This window comes from Variovorax nitratireducens, assembly GCF_051216545.1.
Taxonomy (GTDB): domain Bacteria; phylum Pseudomonadota; class Gammaproteobacteria; order Burkholderiales; family Burkholderiaceae_C; genus Variovorax.
The window spans coordinates 474,514-490,638 of sequence record NZ_JBPJZO010000003.1 but is presented as its reverse complement, the minus strand read 5'-3'; the positions used below and the strand labels follow the sequence as shown (position 1 = coordinate 490,638).

20 protein-coding genes and 1 tRNA gene are annotated in these 16,125 nt (G+C 65.0%); 18 read left to right on the top strand and 3 right to left on the bottom strand.

Going from position 1 to position 16,125, the window contains the following annotated elements; translation table 11 throughout:
• The first annotated feature begins 8 nt into the window (after positions 1–8).
• From ACSFA8_RS11550 to tatC, 9 genes are read left to right on the top strand one after another with little or no spacing between them, the layout of a single operon-like run.
• Complete coding sequence (locus ACSFA8_RS11550) at positions 9–839, top strand: D-hexose-6-phosphate mutarotase (protein ID WP_435479640.1); 831 nt, start codon at positions 9–11, stop codon at positions 837–839.
• A gap of 11 nt (positions 840–850) precedes the next feature.
• On the top strand, positions 851–1,651 hold the full coding sequence (hisF, locus tag ACSFA8_RS11545; protein ID WP_435479639.1) for an imidazole glycerol phosphate synthase subunit HisF: 801 nt from the start codon (positions 851–853) through the stop codon (positions 1,649–1,651).
• A 14-nt stretch (positions 1,652–1,665) separates the two neighbouring features.
• A complete protein-coding gene (gene hisI / locus ACSFA8_RS11540) occupies positions 1,666–2,058 on the top strand; it encodes a phosphoribosyl-AMP cyclohydrolase (protein ID WP_435479638.1) in 393 nt (130 codons plus the stop codon).
• On the top strand, positions 2,055–2,432 hold the full coding sequence (locus ACSFA8_RS11535; RefSeq protein WP_435479637.1) for a phosphoribosyl-ATP diphosphatase: 378 nt from the start codon (positions 2,055–2,057) through the stop codon (positions 2,430–2,432). Before hisI ends, ACSFA8_RS11535 begins: the two co-directional genes overlap by 4 nt.
• Before the next feature lie 15 nt (positions 2,433–2,447).
• Positions 2,448–2,837, top strand: coding sequence for a DUF4870 family protein (locus ACSFA8_RS11530; protein ID WP_435479636.1), 390 nt, complete (start codon positions 2,448–2,450; stop codon positions 2,835–2,837).
• A complete protein-coding gene (locus tag ACSFA8_RS11525) occupies positions 2,827–3,186 on the top strand; it encodes a histidine triad nucleotide-binding protein (RefSeq protein ID WP_435479635.1) in 360 nt (119 codons plus the stop codon). Before ACSFA8_RS11530 ends, ACSFA8_RS11525 begins: the two co-directional genes overlap by 11 nt.
• A 45-nt stretch (positions 3,187–3,231) precedes the next feature.
• Complete coding sequence (tatA, locus tag ACSFA8_RS11520; RefSeq protein WP_435479634.1) at positions 3,232–3,471, top strand: Sec-independent protein translocase subunit TatA; 240 nt, start codon at positions 3,232–3,234, stop codon at positions 3,469–3,471.
• Between the two features lie 6 nt (positions 3,472–3,477).
• Entirely contained in the window at positions 3,478–3,921 is a 444-nt protein-coding gene (tatB, locus tag ACSFA8_RS11515; RefSeq protein ID WP_435479633.1) for a Sec-independent protein translocase protein TatB, read from the top strand.
• A gap of 59 nt (positions 3,922–3,980) precedes the next feature.
• Positions 3,981–4,790: a twin-arginine translocase subunit TatC gene (gene tatC, locus ACSFA8_RS11510; protein ID WP_435479632.1), complete on the top strand. Its 810-nt coding sequence runs from the start codon at positions 3,981–3,983 to the stop codon at positions 4,788–4,790.
• A gap of 8 nt (positions 4,791–4,798) precedes the next feature.
• Here the strand turns inward: tatC and ACSFA8_RS11505 are convergent, their stop codons facing one another.
• Entirely contained in the window at positions 4,799–5,968 is a 1,170-nt protein-coding gene (locus ACSFA8_RS11505; protein WP_435479631.1) for a Do family serine endopeptidase, read from the bottom strand.
• Positions 5,969–6,080: 112 nt separating this feature from the next.
• Here ACSFA8_RS11505 and ACSFA8_RS11500 point away from each other — a divergent pair, with 112 nt between their 5' ends.
• Both ACSFA8_RS11500 and pdxA read left to right on the top strand, forming a co-directional pair.
• A complete protein-coding gene (locus ACSFA8_RS11500) occupies positions 6,081–6,854 on the top strand; it encodes a Nif3-like dinuclear metal center hexameric protein (protein WP_435479630.1) in 774 nt (257 codons plus the stop codon).
• Complete coding sequence (gene pdxA, locus ACSFA8_RS11495) at positions 6,851–7,885, top strand: 4-hydroxythreonine-4-phosphate dehydrogenase PdxA (RefSeq protein ID WP_435479629.1); 1,035 nt, start codon at positions 6,851–6,853, stop codon at positions 7,883–7,885. The genes ACSFA8_RS11500 and pdxA overlap by 4 nt, the downstream gene beginning before the upstream one ends.
• Here the strand turns inward: pdxA and mscL are convergent.
• Complete coding sequence (mscL, locus tag ACSFA8_RS11490; protein ID WP_435479628.1) at positions 7,872–8,294, bottom strand: large conductance mechanosensitive channel protein MscL; 423 nt, start codon at positions 8,292–8,294, stop codon at positions 7,872–7,874. The genes pdxA and mscL overlap by 14 nt on opposite strands.
• A 165-nt stretch (positions 8,295–8,459) precedes the next feature.
• Between mscL and petA the strand changes: the two genes are divergently transcribed.
• The 6 genes from petA to ACSFA8_RS11460 all read left to right on the top strand — a co-directional run bounded on the left by petA (position 8,460) and on the right by ACSFA8_RS11460 (position 12,823).
• Positions 8,460–9,074 carry a ubiquinol-cytochrome c reductase iron-sulfur subunit gene (gene petA, locus ACSFA8_RS11485; protein ID WP_435479627.1) on the top strand — a complete coding sequence of 205 codons (615 nt, stop codon included), beginning with the start codon at positions 8,460–8,462 and terminating at the stop codon, positions 9,072–9,074.
• 11 nt (positions 9,075–9,085) lie between these two features.
• Positions 9,086–10,522, top strand: coding sequence for a cytochrome b (locus ACSFA8_RS11480; protein ID WP_435479626.1), 1,437 nt, complete (start codon positions 9,086–9,088; stop codon positions 10,520–10,522).
• 16 nt (positions 10,523–10,538) lie between these two features.
• Positions 10,539–11,294: a cytochrome c1 gene (locus ACSFA8_RS11475; protein ID WP_435479625.1), complete on the top strand. Its 756-nt coding sequence runs from the start codon at positions 10,539–10,541 to the stop codon at positions 11,292–11,294.
• A 90-nt stretch (positions 11,295–11,384) separates the two neighbouring features.
• Positions 11,385–11,996, top strand: a complete 612-nt coding sequence (locus ACSFA8_RS11470) for a glutathione S-transferase N-terminal domain-containing protein (protein WP_286541916.1) — start codon at positions 11,385–11,387, stop codon at positions 11,994–11,996.
• Positions 11,997–12,156: 160 nt separating this feature from the next.
• Positions 12,157–12,705, top strand: coding sequence for a ClpXP protease specificity-enhancing factor (locus tag ACSFA8_RS11465; protein WP_435479624.1), 549 nt, complete (start codon positions 12,157–12,159; stop codon positions 12,703–12,705).
• Between the two features lie 42 nt (positions 12,706–12,747).
• Positions 12,748–12,823: transfer RNA gene (locus ACSFA8_RS11460), tRNA-Thr, on the top strand.
• 12 nt (positions 12,824–12,835) lie between these two features.
• On the opposite strand, the gene ACSFA8_RS11455 is transcribed toward ACSFA8_RS11460, so the two are convergent.
• Positions 12,836–13,141 carry a hypothetical protein gene (locus ACSFA8_RS11455; RefSeq protein WP_435479623.1) on the bottom strand — a complete coding sequence of 102 codons (306 nt, stop codon included), beginning with the start codon at positions 13,139–13,141 and terminating at the stop codon, positions 12,836–12,838.
• A gap of 185 nt (positions 13,142–13,326) precedes the next feature.
• Between ACSFA8_RS11455 and secA the strand changes: the two genes are divergently transcribed.
• Positions 13,327–16,107, top strand: a complete 2,781-nt coding sequence (gene secA, locus ACSFA8_RS11450; RefSeq protein WP_435479622.1) for a preprotein translocase subunit SecA — start codon at positions 13,327–13,329, stop codon at positions 16,105–16,107.
• The last annotated feature ends 18 nt before the right edge of the window (positions 16,108–16,125 follow it).

Below are 16,125 nucleotides of genomic sequence, written 5' to 3'. Positions count from 1 at the left end.
CGACCCCCATGCCGACCCAGTCACTTGAATTCCGCGGCCAGCCGGCGCTGGCGTTGACCCTGCCGGAGGGCGGCCGTGCGGTTGTCTCGCTGCACGGTGCGCAACTGCTCTCGTGGACGACGGCCGACGGCGTCGAGCGCATTTATCTGAGCCCCGATGCGCTGTTCGATGGCCGCAGCGCGATCCGCGGCGGCGTGCCGGTCTGCTGGCCGCAGTTCAACCAGCGCGGTGCGCTGCCCAAGCACGGCTTTGCGCGCAATCTGCCGTGGCAGATCGTGCCCGGCAAGGAGGGGCAGCTCGCTCTGGCCCTGCGCGACGACGAAGCCACGCGCACCCTCTGGCCGCACGCGTTTCGCCTGCAGCTGACGGTGGCGCTGGCGCCGCGCCAGCTGCGGGTGACGATCGACGTGACCAACACCGGCGGCGCGCCCATGAGTTTTGCGCTGGCATTGCACAGCTACTTGCGCGTCGACGACATCGCGCAGGCCCGGCTCGAAGGGCTTCAGGGCGCCAATCGCTGGGATGCGGTGCGCGACGACCGCCACGTCGAGATGGCCGAAGCCTTGCGCTTCGACGCCGAATTCGACAGCGTCTATGCCGCGCCGTCGGGCCCGCTGAAACTGGTACAGCCATCCGGCACCTTGCAGATCGCCCAGAGCGCGGCTTGCACCGAAACCGTGGTCTGGAACCCCGGCGCCGCGCTCAGCGCCAAACTGGCCGACCTGCCGGACGACGGCTGGCGCCACATGCTCTGCGTCGAGGCTGCACGCATCGACGAGAACGTGATGCTGGCGCCGGGCGCGCAATGGCAGGCCTGGCAACAACTCACCGTCCTTTGAACAACCCACCCATGCTGGCCAAACGCATCATTCCCTGCCTCGACGTCACCGGCGGCCGTGTCGTCAAGGGCGTCAATTTTCTCGAACTGCGCGACGCCGGCGACCCGGTGGAAATTGCCGCGCGCTACAACGCACAGGGCGCCGACGAACTCACTTTCCTCGACATCACCGCCACCAGCGACGGGCGCGACCTGATCCTGCCGATCATCGAAGCGGTGGCTTCGCAGGTGTTCATTCCGCTCACGGTCGGCGGCGGCGTGCGCACCGTGGCCGACGTGCGCCGGCTGCTCAATGCGGGCGCCGACAAGACCAGCTTCAACTCGGCTGCCATCGCCGACCCGCAGGTGATTGAGGCGGCCTCGCACAAGTACGGCGCCCAGTGCATCGTGGTGGCCATCGACGCCAAGCGCCGCACGGCAGAAGACGAGGCCCGCATCGGTGCGGACGGCAAGGCTGCCGGCCCGGGCTGGGACGTCTACAGCCACGGCGGCCGCAAGAACACCGGCCTTGACGCGGTACGCTGGGCCACCGAGATGGTGCGCCGCGGTGCCGGCGAGATCCTGCTGACCAGCATGGATCGCGACGGCACCAAGAGCGGTTTCGACCTGGCATTGACCCGCGCGGTGAGCGACGCGGTCAGCGTGCCGGTGATCGCCTCGGGCGGCGTCGGCAATCTCGACCACCTGGCCGATGGCGTGCAGCAGGGCGGCGCCGACGCGGTGCTGGCTGCCAGCATCTTCCACTATGGCGAGCACACGGTGGGCGAGGCCAAGGCGCGCATGGCGGCGCGCGGCATTCCGGTTCGCCTGTAGCGGACAATCGCCGGATGAACTGGCTTGACGAAGTGAAATGGGACGCGAGCGGCCTGGTGCCGGTGATCGCGCAGGAGCAGGGCAGCAATGACGTGCTGATGTTCGCCTGGATGAACCGGGATGCGCTCGCCAAGACGGCCGAGCTGGGCCGGGCCGTGTACTTCAGCCGGTCGCGCGACAAGCTCTGGTTCAAGGGCGAGGAGTCCGGCCACGTGCAGACGGTGCACGAGATCCGGCTCGATTGCGACAACGACGTGGTTCTGCTCAAGGTGAGCCAGCTCGGCCACGAGCCGGGCATCGCCTGCCACACCGGCCGGCACAGCTGTTTTTTCAGCAAATACGAAAACGGCCAGTGGACAGTGGTCGAACCGGTCTTGAAAGACCCCGAGGCAATCTACAAGTCATGACGGACACCCTGAGCACCGACGCCCTGGATCGCCTGGCGGCGATCATCGAGACCCGCCTGCCGGCGCGCGGCGGCGACCCCGAGAGGAGCTACGTGGCGCGCCTTTTGCACAAGGGCCCCGACGCTTTCCTGAAGAAAATCGGCGAGGAGGCCACCGAGGTGGTGATGGCCGCGAAGGACGCAGACCACGGCGGGGATCCTGCAAAAATAGTGAACGAAGTGGCAGATTTGTGGTTCCACAGCATGGTGGCGCTGGCCCACTACGGGCTCACGCCGCGCCAGGTAATCGCCGAGCTGGAGCGCCGCGAGGGCACCAGCGGCATCGAGGAAAAGGCCCTGCGCAAGGCGCAGGATCGCGAAGCTTCCAACGACTGAACGGGAAGGAAAGCCATGGCCAACGAAATCATCGACGTGACGCCGAACGAGTCGCTCAAGACGATCGGCTGGGTCAGCTACATCATGCATCTGGTCGTCGCGATCGGTGCGGTGCTGCCGGGCGCGCAGGCGTCCATCGCACTGCTGGTGATTGCGCTGATCATCGACCTCGTCAAGCGCGACGACGCGGCCGGCACCTGGCAGGCCTCGCACTTCAGCTGGCGCATCCGTTCGGTGCTGTGGGCCGGCGTGCTGTACGTGGTGACCTCGCCGCTCTGGCTGCTGCTGCTGGCGCCGGGCTGGATCGCCTGGGCGCTGATTTCGCTGTGGTTTCTCTATCGCATCATCAAGGGTATGGTTCGCATGAACGCCGGTCGACCGATGGAGCCTGCCAATGTCGTCTGATCCGAGCTGCATTTTCTGCAAGATCGTCGAGGGCAAGATTCCCTCGCGCAAGATGTACGAAGACGACGAGCTGTTCGGCTTCCACGACATCGCGCCCTGGGCGCCGGTGCACTTCATGCTGGTGCCGAAGCGCCACATTCCCTCGATGGCGCAGCTGACACCCGACGACGCCGCGCTGATGGGCAAGATCATGACGCTGGCGCCGAAGCTCGCCGTCGAGGCCGGCTGCAACCCGTATCCCGCAGGCGGTTTTCGCGTGGTGGTGAATACGGGCGCCGAGGGTGGACAGGAAGTCCATCATCTCCATGTTCACGTCATGGGCGGCCCCCGACCCTGGTTGCGTGGCTGACTTCGCCACGCGACTAAAATTCGATACATTCTTCAGGAGTCATCCATGGGTTCATTTTCAATTTGGCACTGGCTGATCGTGCTGCTGATCGTGGTGATGGTGTTCGGCACCAAAAAACTGCGCAATATGGGCGGTGACCTCGGCGGCGCCGTCAAGGGTTTCAAGGACGGCATGAAAGACGGTGGCACCACCGACACCTCGACCACCACCCCGCCGGCGCAGGTGAGCGGCAACCCCGCCGCCGACAAGTCGACGATCGACGTCGAAGCCCGTCAGAAGTCCTAAGCGCTCGTGCTCGACCTCGGCATCGAAAAGATGGCGCTGATCGGCGTGGTGGCGCTGATCGTCATCGGGCCTGAAAAGCTGCCGCGCGTGGCGCGAACCGTCGGCACCTTGCTCGGCAAGGCGCAGCGCTACGTGAACGACGTAAAGGCGGAGGTCAACCGCTCGATGGAGCTCGACGAGCTTCGCAAGATGAAGAGCACCGTCGAAGAAGCGGCGCGCGATGTGGAACACAGCATCCACAACGAGGCGAACGCGATCGAAAAGAGCTTCAAGGACACCGCCTTGTCGGATGTCGCGCCCACCTTCCCCGAGTACAAGCATCCGCGCAAGAACTGGCGTTTGAAGCAGGGCGCGACGCCGCAGTGGTACAAGTCGCGCAACGGGGTGCGCACCAAGGCGCTGTCGGGCGCGGCGCGGGTGGCACGCTTCCGGCCCCACAAGATCAACTGAAACCGGGTTACTGAGCGCCCTCGCGCGCCGGACTTCGCACCGGCCAATTAATTTCCCCCATGGCCGAATCCCCGAACAACAAAAAAGAAGACGAGCTCGCAGGCACGGAGCAGCCCTTCGTGCAGCACCTGGTCGAGTTGCGCGACCGCCTGCTCTACTGCTGCTATGGCCTGGCCGTGGCGGCGGCACTGCTGGCGATCTGGCCGGGTCCGAGCGGGCTGATCGACCTGATCGCGGTGCCGATCCGCGCCCACATGCCGGCGGATGCCAAGTTGATCGCCATCGGCGTGTTCTCGCCGTTCTTCGTGCCGCTCAAGGTGCTGGGCATGACATCGGTGCTGCTGGCCTTGCCGTGGCTCATGTACCAGATCTGGATGTTCGTGGCGCCCGGGCTCTACAGCCACGAGAAGCGGTTTGCTCTGCCGCTGATCTTCTTCGGCAGCATGCTGGCCTATGGCGGAATCGCGTTCGTGCAGTTCTTCGTGCTCGACAAGATGTTCGGCTTCATCCAGAAGTTCACGCCAGCCTCGGTGTCGGCGACGCCCGACATCTCGTCGTACGTGGAGGCGATCCTGTCGCTCTACATCGCGTTCGGCGTGGCGTTCCAGGTGCCGATCGTGGTGATGCTGCTGGTGCGCTTCGAGATGGTCACCATCGAAAAGCTGCGCGAGTTCCGCGGCTACTTCATCGTGGTCGCGTTCATCGTCGCCGCGGTGCTGACGCCGCCTGACGTGGTGTCGCAACTGGCGCTGGCGATCCCGATGTGCCTGCTTTACGAGATCGGCATCATCGCGGCGAAGTATTTCGTGCGGCACAGCAAGGCGCCGGGCGAAGACGCCGACACCAGCGCCGATTCCGCCAAGCCCTGAGCGGGCTCTTATTCGGTCTCGGGTGCCGACGGCGCGCGGCGGATCGGCGTTTTCGGCCGCAGACCTGAAGTCACGTCGAGTTCCATCTTGTCGCCGCCGCGCTGCAGCGCAAAGCGCGCGGCGCTGCCGGGCTTGAGACCGGCCACGGCGGTCAACAGCTCCTGCACGTTGTCGATCTTCTTCGCGCCGACGCCGGTGATCACGTCGCCGGGCCGGATACCGGCCTTGGCGGCCGGGCCGGCCTGCAGCACGCCGGTGATGATCACGCCCTTGTCGGCTTTCACGCCGAAGGTTTCGGCCAGTTCGGGCGACAGGTCGCTCGGCTCCACGCCGATCCACCCGCGCGTGACCTTGCCGTCACGCACGATGTCTTCCAGCACCTGTTTGGCGGTCGACACCGGAATGGCGAAACCGATCCCCATGCTGCCGCCCGAGCGCGAATAGATCGCGGTGTTGATGCCCTCGAGGTTGCCGCTGATGTCGATAAGCGCGCCACCCGAATTGCCGGGGTTGATGGCGGCGTCGGTCTGGATGAAGTTCTCGAAGGTATTGATGCCGAGTTGGTTGCGGCCCAGCGCGGAGACGATGCCACTGGTCACGGTCTGGCCGACCCCGAACGGGTTGCCGATCGCGAGCACCTGGTCACCCACTTGCAGCGCATCCGAATTGCCGAGCGTGATCACGGGCAGCTTGTCGAGCTCGACCTTGAGCACGGCGAGGTCGGTGTCGGGGTCGGTGCCGACCACCTTGGCGCGCACATGCCGGCTGTCGTTGAGCGTCACCTCGATCTCGTCGGCGCCTTCGACCACGTGGTTGTTGGTGAGGATGTAGCCGTCGGCACTGACGATCACGCCACTGCCGAGTCCCACTTGCGGCTGTTCGCCGGCCTGGTCGCCGAAGAAGAAACGAAACCACGGATCGTTGCTGCGCGGGTTGCGCTGCGCTGCCTTGCTGGTGTTGATGCTGACCACGGCCGGCGAGGCCTTCTTGGCCGCGCTGCTCAGGCTGCCGGGTGCGGCCGACGTCGAACCCGTCGCGGGGGCTTCGATCACCGAAACCACCCCGCCGAGCGAGGTCGTGCGCCCGCTCAGCCATTCGGGCTTCAAGGTGGCGACGACAAAGTAGGCCGCCAGCAGGACGGTGACGGCTTGGGCAAACAGCAGCCAGGTGCGTTTCATGAAAAGGGCAGAAAAGGTTGCAGGGCGCGCGACCATGCCGGTTGCGCGGCCAAACCGCCATTGTCCCCCAACGCGCCTCGCCAGCAGTCCGCGCCGGGGCCACAATCACGGCATGAGCACCACACGCCACGAACTGCTGCTTGCCTTCGATGTCTTGCTGGCTCCCGCTCGTTTCAAGGACTACGGCCCGAACGGCCTGCAGGTGGAGGGGCGCACCACGGTGCGCAAGATCGTGTCGGGCGTGACTGCGAGCCGGGCGCTGATCGAAGCCGCGATTCACGCCGAAGCCGACGCCATCTTCGTGCACCACGGTTTGTTCTGGCGCGGCCAGGACGGGCGCGTGACGGGCTGGATGCGGCAGCGGCTCGGCCTGCTGCTCGGTGACGATGTCAATCTTTTTGCCTACCATCTGCCGCTGGACGCGCATCCCGAACTGGGCAACAACGCGCAGTTCGGCCTGCAACTCGGGCTGGTGGCGCAGGCCGGGTCGACCGGGCGCTTCGGCGAACAGGAACTGGGATTTTTCGGCGGGCGCGAAGACGGGCAGGGATTCGCCAGCGCCGCAGCCCTCGCCGCGCATGCGGAAAAGGTGCTCAAACGGCCAGTGACCCTGCTGGACACGGCGCATCGCCCTGTCAAGAACATCGCCTGGTGCACCGGCGGCGCGCAGGGCTACTTCGAAGCCGCGATCGCCGCGGGTGCCGACGCGTTCATCACCGGCGAGATCTCGGAGCCGCAGGCGCACTACGCGCGCGAGATGGGCGTGGCCTTCCTGGCCTGCGGCCACCACGCAACCGAGCGCTATGGTGCGCCGGCGGTGGCCGCCCACGTGGCCGCGCAGCTCGGGCTGAAGCACGAGTTCATCGACATCGACAACCCCGCTTGAATCCCGTTGCCATCACACTCGGCGACCCGGCCGGCATCGGGCCCGAGATCATCGTCAAGGCGTTTCGCGACGAGACCGGACTCACCCGCGGCTGCTTCGTGGCCGGCGACGTCGAGACCCTGCGCCAGGCCAGCCAGGCGCTGGCGGCGCCCGGAATACCCGCACTGCCGGTCGCGCTGATCGAGTCGCCGCAGCAACTCGATGGCGTGCCTCCCCGCTGCGTGCCTGTTTTGCAGGCGATTGCACCACCGCAGGGCGTGGTGGTGGGCCGGATCAGCGCGGCCGCAGGCCGTGCGGCTGGCGACGCCGTGATCTGGGCCGCGCGTGCGGCGCTGCGCGGTGAGCTGGCCGCAATCGTGACCGCACCGTTGCACAAGGAGGCGCTGCACGCGGCGGGCTTCGACTTTCCCGGCCACACCGAACTGCTGCAGGCGGAATCGGCGGCCCACCTTGGCCGCCCGACCGGCGAAATGCCGGTTCGCATGATGCTGGCCAACAACGAGTTGCGTACCGTGCTGGTCAGCATCCACCTGTCGTTGCGCCAGGCGATCGAGGCGGTCACCTTCGATGGCGTACTGCAGACGCTGCGCATCACGCAGCAGGCATTGGGAAAGGCGCTCGGCCGTGCGCCCCGGATCGCGGTGGCCGGTCTCAATCCGCATGCGGGCGAGGGCGGCTTGTTCGGGTCGGAGGAGCGCGAGATCATCGGGCCGGCGATTGCGGCGGCGCGTGCCGAGGGCATCGACGCCCTGGGGCCCTATGCGCCCGACACGGTGTTCATGCGGGCCCGCACCGGCGAATTCGATGCGGTGGTCGCGATGTACCACGACCAGGGCCTGATCCCGGTGAAATACCTGGGCGTCGAACAGGGCGTCAATGTGACGCTGGGGCTGCCACTGGTGCGCACCAGCCCCGACCACGGCACGGCCTTCGACATCGCAGGCCGGGGAATCGCCGATCCGGCGAGCCTGCTGGCGGCGATCCGGATGGCGCGAGCGCTATCCGCCCCGCCGCACTTCAGGGCCGCCTGAGGCTGTCGCGAATCTCGCGCAGCAACACAACGTCTTCGGGCGGGGCTGCGGGAGCCGCCTCTTCGGTGTGGCGCAGCCTGTTGATCTGCTTGACCATCATGAAGATGATGAAGGCCAGGATCACGAAGTTGACGGCGATGGTGATGAAGCTGCCATAGGCCAGCACGGGCACGCCTGCCTTCTTGAGGTCGGCCAGGTTGTTGGCGACGCCGGCCGGCGCGCTGCCGAGCACCACGAACAGGTTCGAGAAGTCGAGTCTGCCAAACACCAGGCCGACCAGCGGCATGATGATGTCGGTCACCAGCGAGTCGACGATCTTGCCGAAGGCAGCGCCGATGATCACACCGACAGCCAGGTCGATCACGTTGCCCTTGACCGCGAACTCGCGAAATTCCTTCAGCATGCTCATGGCGACGACCCTCTGTGATGGTTGCGCAAAAGTGGGCGAGTATAGGGTCGCGCGCGGGCCTGTGGCACCTGCGCGCAGAGGCTCCGTGCCGTTGAATCCGCCTCTTACGCTCCGCTACAATCCGCGGTTGACCCAAGCCCCCGCGTAGAAGATTTGAGGACCCCCATGAGTGACATCCCCGTCGGCAGCCCCAGGATCGACGCCAGCAAGCGGACATGGTTGATCGCATCCAGCTGCGCTGGCGCTGTGGGCGGCGTGGCCGTTGCCGTGCCGTTCGTGAGCACCTTTCAACCGTCGGAAAAAGCCAAGGCGGCCGGTGCGCCGGTCGAGGTCGACATCAGCGGGCTCAAGGTGGGCGAGAAGATGACGGTCGAATGGCGCGGCAAGCCGGTCTGGATCCTCAAGCGCACGCCCGCGCAGGTCGCCCAATTGCCCAAGCTCGACTCGCAACTGGCCGATCCGCAGTCGAAGCGCCACCCTGACGAATTCACGCCCAAGTACGCGCAGAACGAAAACCGCTCGATCAAGCCCGAAGTGCTGGTCGTGGTCGGCATCTGCACCCACCTCGGCTGTTCGCCGGTCGACCGGCTGCAGGCCGGCCCGCAACCCTCGCTGCCGAGCGACTGGGACGGCGGTTTCCTTTGCCCTTGCCACGGCTCGACCTTCGACCTGGCGGGTCGCGTGTTCAAGAACAAGCCTGCACCCGACAACCTGCCGGTGCCGCCGCACATGTACCTCTCCGAGACGCGCCTCCTGATCGGCGAAGACAAGAAAGCCTGAGGCACAAGAACATGGCTGAATTCAAGGAAATCTCGCCCAACGCGCCGGCCGGCGAGAAGCTGCTCAACTGGGTCGACAACCGCTTCCCGCTGACCAAGCTCTGGAACGACCAGTGGGGCAAGTACTACGCGCCGAAGAACTTCAACTTCTGGTACATCTTCGGCTCGCTCGCGATGCTGGTGCTCGTGATCCAGATCGTGACCGGCATCTTCCTCGTGATGCACTACAAGCCCGATGCGAACCAGGCGTTCGCTTCGGTCGAGTACATCATGCGTGACGTGCCCTGGGGCTGGCTGATCCGCTACATCCACTCGACCGGTGCCTCGGCCTTCTTCATCGTCGTCTACCTGCACATGTTCCGCGGACTCATGTACGGCAGCTACCGCAAGCCGCGCGAACTGATCTGGGTGTTCGGCTGTGCGATCTTCCTGTGCCTGATGGCCGAAGCCTTCATGGGCTACCTGCTGCCATGGGGCCAGATGAGCTACTGGGGCGCCCAGGTCATCGTGAACCTGTTCGCTGCGATCCCCTTCGTCGGTCCGGACCTGGCGCTGTTGATCCGCGGCGACTATGTGGTGAGCGATGCGACGCTGAACCGCTTTTTCAGCTTCCACGTGATCGCCGTGCCGCTGGTGCTGCTCGGCCTGGTGGTGGCCCACCTGATCGCCCTGCACGAAGTGGGTTCGAACAACCCCGACGGCATCGAGATCAAGGCGAACCGCGGCCCCGACGGCCATCCCGTCGACGGCATCCCTTCGCACCCGTACTACACGGTGCACGACATCTTCGGCGTGGTTGTGTTCCTGACGATCTTCTCGGCCGTGATCTTCTTCGCGCCGGAGGCAGGCGGCTACTTCCTCGAGTACAACAACTTCATTCCGGCCGATTCGCTGAAGACGCCGAACCACATCGCGCCGGTCTGGTACTTCACGCCGTTCTATTCGATGCTGCGTGCAACCACCGACGACATGGTCAACGTGTTCGCGCTGATCGTCGCGCTGGCCGCCATCCTCAATTTCGTCAAGGGCAAGTCGGGCATGGCGCTCAAGATCGCGGCCGTTGTCGTGGCGGCCATCGCGATCCTGCTGCTCAAGACCTTCGACGCCAAGTTCTGGGGCGTGGTCGTGATGGGTGGCTCGGTCATCATCCTGTTCTTCCTGCCCTGGCTGGATCACAGCCTGGTCAAGTCGATCCGGTATCGCCCGACCTGGCACAAGTATGTCTACGGCGTGTTCGTGTTCTTCTTCCTGATCCTGGGCTACCTCGGCATCCAGGCGCCGGGCGTCTGGGGCAACCTGGTGATCGGCTCGTTCGCGCTCGACATCGCACAGACCGTCTCGCAGATCGGCACGCTGCTGTACTTCGGCTTCTTCCTGCTGATGCCCTGGTGGAGCCGGCTGGGCGAATTCAAGACCGTTCCCGAGCGCGTTGTTTTCGCGGCGCACTGAGCGGGAGCACACAAGAATGAAAAAACTCATCCTCACGTTGATGACCGCGTTCGCCCTGCTCGGCGGCGCACAGGCGAGCGAAGAAGGCCTGGCCTGGGACAAGGCGCCCAACAAGACCAACGACGTTGCCTCGCTGCAGAACGGCGCAAAGCTGTTCGTCAACTACTGCCTGAACTGCCATTCGGCGGCGTTCATGCGCTACAACCGGCTGCAGGACATCGGCATCACCGAACAGCAGATCAAGGACAACCTGCTGTTCGCGACCGACAAGGTCGGCGAAACCATGAAGGCCAATATCGAGCCACGCCAGGCCAAGGAATGGTTCGGCGCCGTGCCGCCCGACCTGACGCTGGTGGCGCGCTCGCGCGCCGGCCATGGCGGCACCGGTGCCGACTATCTCTACACCTACCTGCGCACGTACTACCGCGACGACACCAAGGCCACCGGCTGGAACAACCTCGCATTCCCGAGCGTTGCCATGCCCCACGTGATGTGGGAGCTGCAGGGCGACCGTCGCCCCGTCTATGAGAAGGTCGAAGCGCATGGCCACGCGACCGAGGTGTTCAAGGGCTGGGAGCAGATCACTCCTGGTGCCATGACGCCGCTGCAGTTCGACCAGGCCGTCGGCGACCTCGTCAACTACCTCCAGTGGATGGCCGAGCCGGCGCAGAACACGCGCGTGCGCATCGGCGTCTGGGTGCTTCTTTTCCTGGCGATGGCGGTGGTCTTCGTGTGGCGCCTGAATGCGTCGTACTGGAAAGACGTCAAGTAGTTCAACGCCGATCGGGTGCGCCGCGCCCGATCCCGCAGAGTGGGTTGCAAACGCGACCCACTCTTTTTTGATTTTTAGGAGCCTTTCGCCATGATGGTTTTGTATTCAGGAACGACCTGCCCTTTCTCCCATCGTTGCCGCTTCGTGCTGTTCGAGAAGGGCATGGACTTCGAGATCCGCGACGTCGATCTCTACAACAAGCCCGAAGACATCAGCGTGATGAACCCGTACGGCCAGGTGCCGATCCTGGTCGAGCGCGACCTGATCCTGTACGAGTCGAACATCATCAACGAGTACATCGACGAGCGCTTCCCGCATCCGCAACTGATGCCCGGCGACCCGGTCGATCGCGCCCGCGTGCGCCTGTTCCTGCTCAACTTCGAGAAGGAACTGTTCGTGCACGTGTCGACGCTCGAGAACCGCACGGCCAAGGGCAACGAGAAGGCGCTCGAAAAGGCACGTGCGCACATCCGCGACCGCCTCACGCAGCTCGCCCCCGTGTTCCTCAAGAACAAGTACATGCTGGGCGACAACTTCTCGATGCTCGACGTGGCGATCGCGCCGCTGCTCTGGCGTCTCGACTACTACGGTATCGACCTCAGCAAGAACGCTGCGCCGCTGCTCAAGTACGCCGAGCGCATTTTCTCGCGCCCGGCCTACATCGAGGCACTGACGCCGTCCGAAAAGGTCATGCGCAAATAATAGGCTCGCCCCCCCCAGGCTTCGCGCACTTCGTGTCGCTTCGCCAACCCCCTACCCGGGGGCAACACCTGCGGCCCGGCGGAGCCGGTTCCGCGGTGTTTTGCGAAGAGGCAGAGGCTGTTTCGGGCCACAGTGTTGCGACTGCACGGTACTAACTTTCATGATCAACGCGCTCGAGTCGTCTTCCACTCGCCCGTACCTCATCCGGGCGCTGTATGAATGGTGCACGGACAACGGGTTCACGCCCTATGTCGCGGTGCAGGTCGACGACACCGTCCAGGTGCCACGCGAGTACGTGAAGAACGGCGAGATCGTGCTGAACATCAGCTTCGATGCGACCAGTTCGCTCAAGCTCGGCAACGATTTCATCGAGTTCAAGGCACGGTTTGCCGGCACGGCGCGCGAGATCAGCGTGCCGGTCGGTCGCGTGATTGCGATCTACGCGCGCGAGAACGGGCAGGGCATGGCGTTTCCCGCGCCGGCACCGGCCGAAGGCGCGACGGCGGCGGCACAGCCAGCCCTTGCCGGCCCCACACGCTCGCCGCTGCGCGATGCTTCACGCGGTACCGAGGGCGACGCGGGCAAGGTGGTGCACCTGGTCTCCGATGAGGGCGCCGAGGCGCCAGCCGAGCCCGTTGATCCGGGCGAGGAACCGCCGCGGCCACCGGCCGGCGGCGGCTCGCGCCCCGCGCTCAAGCGCATCAAGTAGGCCGCCGCCCCTTGGGGCCAGCCCGCTAAAATTCATATCCACGCCGCTTTAGCTCAGTTGGTAGAGCAACCGCCTTGTAAGCGGTAGGTCGTCAGTTCGATTCCGACAAGCGGCACCATCTTCTCTTCGCTCAACGCCGCGTCTGCACCTTGATGCGGATCGTCGCGCCCTCCCAACCCTTGCTGCGCAGCCGGGCCTGTAGCGCCGGTAGCAACTGGCGCAGTTTGGCGGCTGCTGCGCTGCCCTGCACCAGCAGGCACCACACCTCGCCTTCGACCGGCCCGGCCTGGATCGCACCACGCATGTCCGGCGGAACGCCTTCGAGCACAACGCGCAGCCGCTCATTGGTGTCGCGCACACGGGCGGCCAGGCTGGCCAGGGTGGGCGAGCCCTCGGTCGCCTGTTGCAGCGTGACGGGGTTGAATCGACGGTTCATGGAGGGCAATCGGAGCGGATCAAGACGGCTAAAATCTGCGGTTTGCCGGCGTTCGCGCCAGCGGGGCCTCGCCTGCATTCTTGCGATTCTTGCAAACGCGCAAAGCGCGCCCACCTGCATTCACCATATCTTAGGATTTCGGTCGCAGTGCCTGAACCTGTCAGGCGCCCGTCGATCCTCCACTCATGGCCACCAACTTTCTCACCCAACTTTTCGGCAGTCGCAACGACCGTCTTCTCAAGCAGTATCGCAAGACGGTAGATCGCATCAGTGCCCTCGAGCCTGTGTTCGAGAAACTAGACGAAGCGGCGCTGAAAGCCAAGACCCAGGAGTTCAAGGATCGCCTCGGACGCGGCGAGTCGCTCGACGACCTGCTGCCCGAAGCCTTCGCCGTGGTGCGCGAAGGCTCCAAGCGCATCATGAAGATGCGCCACTTCGATGTGCAGCTGCTGGGTGGCATGGCGCTGCACAACGGCAAGATCTCGGAGATGCGGACGGGTGAAGGCAAGACGCTCACCGCGACGCTTTCGGTCTACCTGAATGCCCTTTCGGGCAAGGGCGTCCATGTGGTCACGGTGAACGACTACCTGGCCAGCCGCGATGCGAAGTGGATGGGCCGGCTCTACAACTACCTGGGCCTGACCGTCGGCATCAACCTGCCGAACATGCCGCGTGAGGCCAAGCAGGAGGCCTACCGTTGCGACATCACCTACGGCACCAACAACGAGTACGGCTTCGACTACCTGCGCGACAACATGGTGTACGAGACGCAGGATCGGGTGCAGCGCGGGCTCAACTATGCGATCGTCGACGAGGTGGATTCGATCCTGATCGACGAGGCGCGCACGCCGCTGATCATCAGCGGCCAGGCCGAAGACCACACCGAGACTTACCTCGCCATCAACAAGGTGGTGCCGCTGCTGAAAAAGCAGGAGGGCGAAGCCGACCCGCGCACTGGCGAGGGCGTCGTCACGCCGGGCGACTTCACGGTCGACGAGAAAACGCACCAGGTGTTCCTGACCGAAGACGGCCACGAGAAGGCCGAGCAGATTCTGTCGGACTTCAAGCTGCTGCCCGAAGGTGCGTCGCTCTACGACCCGGCCAACATCACGCTGATGCACCACCTGAATGCGGCACTGCGCGCACGCCATCTCTACCACCGCGACCAGCACTATGTGGTGCAAGAGGGCGAGGTGATCATCGTCGACGAATTCACCGGGCGCCTCATGAGCGGACGGCGCTGGAGCGACGGTCTGCACCAGGCGGTCGAAGCCAAGGAAGGCGTCGAGATCCAGGCCGAAAACCAGACGCTCGCCTCGATCACGTTCCAGAACTACTTCCGGTTGTACGCCAAGCTGTCGGGTATGACCGGCACGGCCGACACCGAGGCCTACGAATTCCAGGAAATCTACGGGCTCGAGACCGTCATCATCCCGCCCAACCGGATCAGCAAGCGCGACGACCAGCTGGATCGGGTCTACAAGACCACGCGCGAGAAGTACCAGGCGGCGATCGAAGACATCCGCGAATGCTACGAGCGCGGCCAGCCGGTGCTGGTCGGCACCTCGTCGATCGAGAACTCCGAGATCATCGACGGCCTGCTGAACGAGGCCGGCCTGCCGCATCAGGTGCTGAATGCCAAGCAGCACGCACGCGAGGCCGACATCGTGGCCCAGGCCGGTCGGCCGAAGATGATCACCATCGCGACCAACATGGCCGGCCGCGGCACCGACATCGTGCTGGGCGGCAATGTCGAGAAGATGATCGAGGCGCTCGAGGCCAATCCCGAAGTCGACGAGGCGGCACGCGAAGCCGAGGCCGCGCGACTGCGCACCGATTGGGCGAAGGAACACGAGTTCGTGACGGCGCAGGGCGGCCTGCGCATCATCGCCACCGAGCGCCACGAATCGCGCCGTATCGACAACCAGCTGCGTGGCCGTTCAGGCCGCCAGGGCGACAACGGCTCCTCGCGCTTCTACCTGAGCCTGGACGACCCGCTGATGCGCATCTTCGCGGGCGACCGCGTCAAGGCGATCATGGAGCGGCTCAAGATGCCGGACGGCGAGGCGATCGAAGCCGGCATCGTCACGCGGAGCATCGAAAGCGCGCAGCGCAAGGTCGAGGCGCGCAACTTCGACGTGCGCAAGCAATTGCTCGAGTACGACGACGTGAGCAACGACCAGCGCAAGGTGATCTACCAGCAGCGCAACGATATCCTCGACGCGGCCGATCTCGGTGCGCAGATCGCGGCGCTGCGCGAAGGCTGCTTCATGGATCTGGTGCGCCAGTACGTGCCGGCCGAATCGGTTGAAGAACAGTGGGATCTGCCGGGACTCGAGAAGGTGCTGGCCAGCGACTGGGGCCTTGAGTTGCCGCTGGTCAAGGACGTCGAGAGCGCGACCGCGGTGTCGGACGATGACATCGTCGACAAGGTGGTTGCGGCTGCCAATGCGGCCTTTGCGGCCAAGGTCGAGCTGATCGGGCCGGAGAACTTCACCCAGTTCGAGCGCATGGTGCTGCTGCAGAGCATCGACACGCACTGGCGCGAGCACCTGTCTTCGCTCGACTACTTGCGCCAGGGCATTCACCTGCGCGGCTATGCGCAGAAACAGCCCAAGCAGGAATACAAGCGCGAGGCGTTCGAGCTGTTCGGCCAGTTGCTCGATTCGGTCAAGAACGAGGTCACGCGCCAGCTCATGACGGTGCGCGTGCAGTCGAGCGAACAGCTCGACGAGGCGGCCGAAGCCATGGAGAACCGTGCCGATGCGATCTCGAACATCACCTACACCGCGCCGACCGAAACCGGCGAGGCCGAAACCCGCGTCGACGAGGAGAGCCTGCGCCGCGCAGCGGTCGGCGGCGGCCTGAGCGTCGGTGCCGCCGCGTTCGCGCGGGTCGGCCGCAACGATCCCTGCCCCTGCGGCAGCGGCAAGAAATTCAAGCACTGCCACGGCAAGCTGTCCTGACTCGAGCGAGAAACCTCA

What these genes read in the sequence shown, in the direction of transcription:
- ACSFA8_RS11550 (WP_435479640.1), top strand. Translation starts at nt 9, where the DNA reads ATGCCGACCCAGTCACTTGAATTCCGCGGCCAGCCGGCGCTGGCGTTG.
- hisF (WP_435479639.1), top strand. Translation starts at nt 851, where the DNA reads ATGCTGGCCAAACGCATCATTCCCTGCCTCGACGTCACCGGCGGCCGT.
- hisI (WP_435479638.1), top strand. Translation starts at nt 1,666, where the DNA reads ATGAACTGGCTTGACGAAGTGAAATGGGACGCGAGCGGCCTGGTGCCG.
- ACSFA8_RS11535 (WP_435479637.1), top strand. Translation starts at nt 2,055, where the DNA reads ATGACGGACACCCTGAGCACCGACGCCCTGGATCGCCTGGCGGCGATC.
- ACSFA8_RS11530 (WP_435479636.1), top strand. Translation starts at nt 2,448, where the DNA reads ATGGCCAACGAAATCATCGACGTGACGCCGAACGAGTCGCTCAAGACG.
- ACSFA8_RS11525 (WP_435479635.1), top strand. Translation starts at nt 2,827, where the DNA reads ATGTCGTCTGATCCGAGCTGCATTTTCTGCAAGATCGTCGAGGGCAAG.
- tatA (WP_435479634.1), top strand. Translation starts at nt 3,232, where the DNA reads ATGGGTTCATTTTCAATTTGGCACTGGCTGATCGTGCTGCTGATCGTG.
- tatC (WP_435479632.1), top strand. Translation starts at nt 3,981, where the DNA reads ATGGCCGAATCCCCGAACAACAAAAAAGAAGACGAGCTCGCAGGCACG.
- ACSFA8_RS11505 (WP_435479631.1), bottom strand. Translation starts at nt 5,968, where the DNA reads ATGAAACGCACCTGGCTGCTGTTTGCCCAAGCCGTCACCGTCCTGCTG.
- ACSFA8_RS11500 (WP_435479630.1), top strand. Translation starts at nt 6,081, where the DNA reads ATGAGCACCACACGCCACGAACTGCTGCTTGCCTTCGATGTCTTGCTG.
- mscL (WP_435479628.1), bottom strand. Translation starts at nt 8,294, where the DNA reads ATGAGCATGCTGAAGGAATTTCGCGAGTTCGCGGTCAAGGGCAACGTG.
- petA (WP_435479627.1), top strand. Translation starts at nt 8,460, where the DNA reads ATGAGTGACATCCCCGTCGGCAGCCCCAGGATCGACGCCAGCAAGCGG.
- ACSFA8_RS11480 (WP_435479626.1), top strand. Translation starts at nt 9,086, where the DNA reads ATGGCTGAATTCAAGGAAATCTCGCCCAACGCGCCGGCCGGCGAGAAG.
- ACSFA8_RS11475 (WP_435479625.1), top strand. Translation starts at nt 10,539, where the DNA reads ATGAAAAAACTCATCCTCACGTTGATGACCGCGTTCGCCCTGCTCGGC.
- ACSFA8_RS11470 (WP_286541916.1), top strand. Translation starts at nt 11,385, where the DNA reads ATGATGGTTTTGTATTCAGGAACGACCTGCCCTTTCTCCCATCGTTGC.
- ACSFA8_RS11465 (WP_435479624.1), top strand. Translation starts at nt 12,157, where the DNA reads ATGATCAACGCGCTCGAGTCGTCTTCCACTCGCCCGTACCTCATCCGG.
- ACSFA8_RS11455 (WP_435479623.1), bottom strand. Translation starts at nt 13,141, where the DNA reads ATGAACCGTCGATTCAACCCCGTCACGCTGCAACAGGCGACCGAGGGC.
- secA (WP_435479622.1), top strand. Translation starts at nt 13,327, where the DNA reads ATGGCCACCAACTTTCTCACCCAACTTTTCGGCAGTCGCAACGACCGT.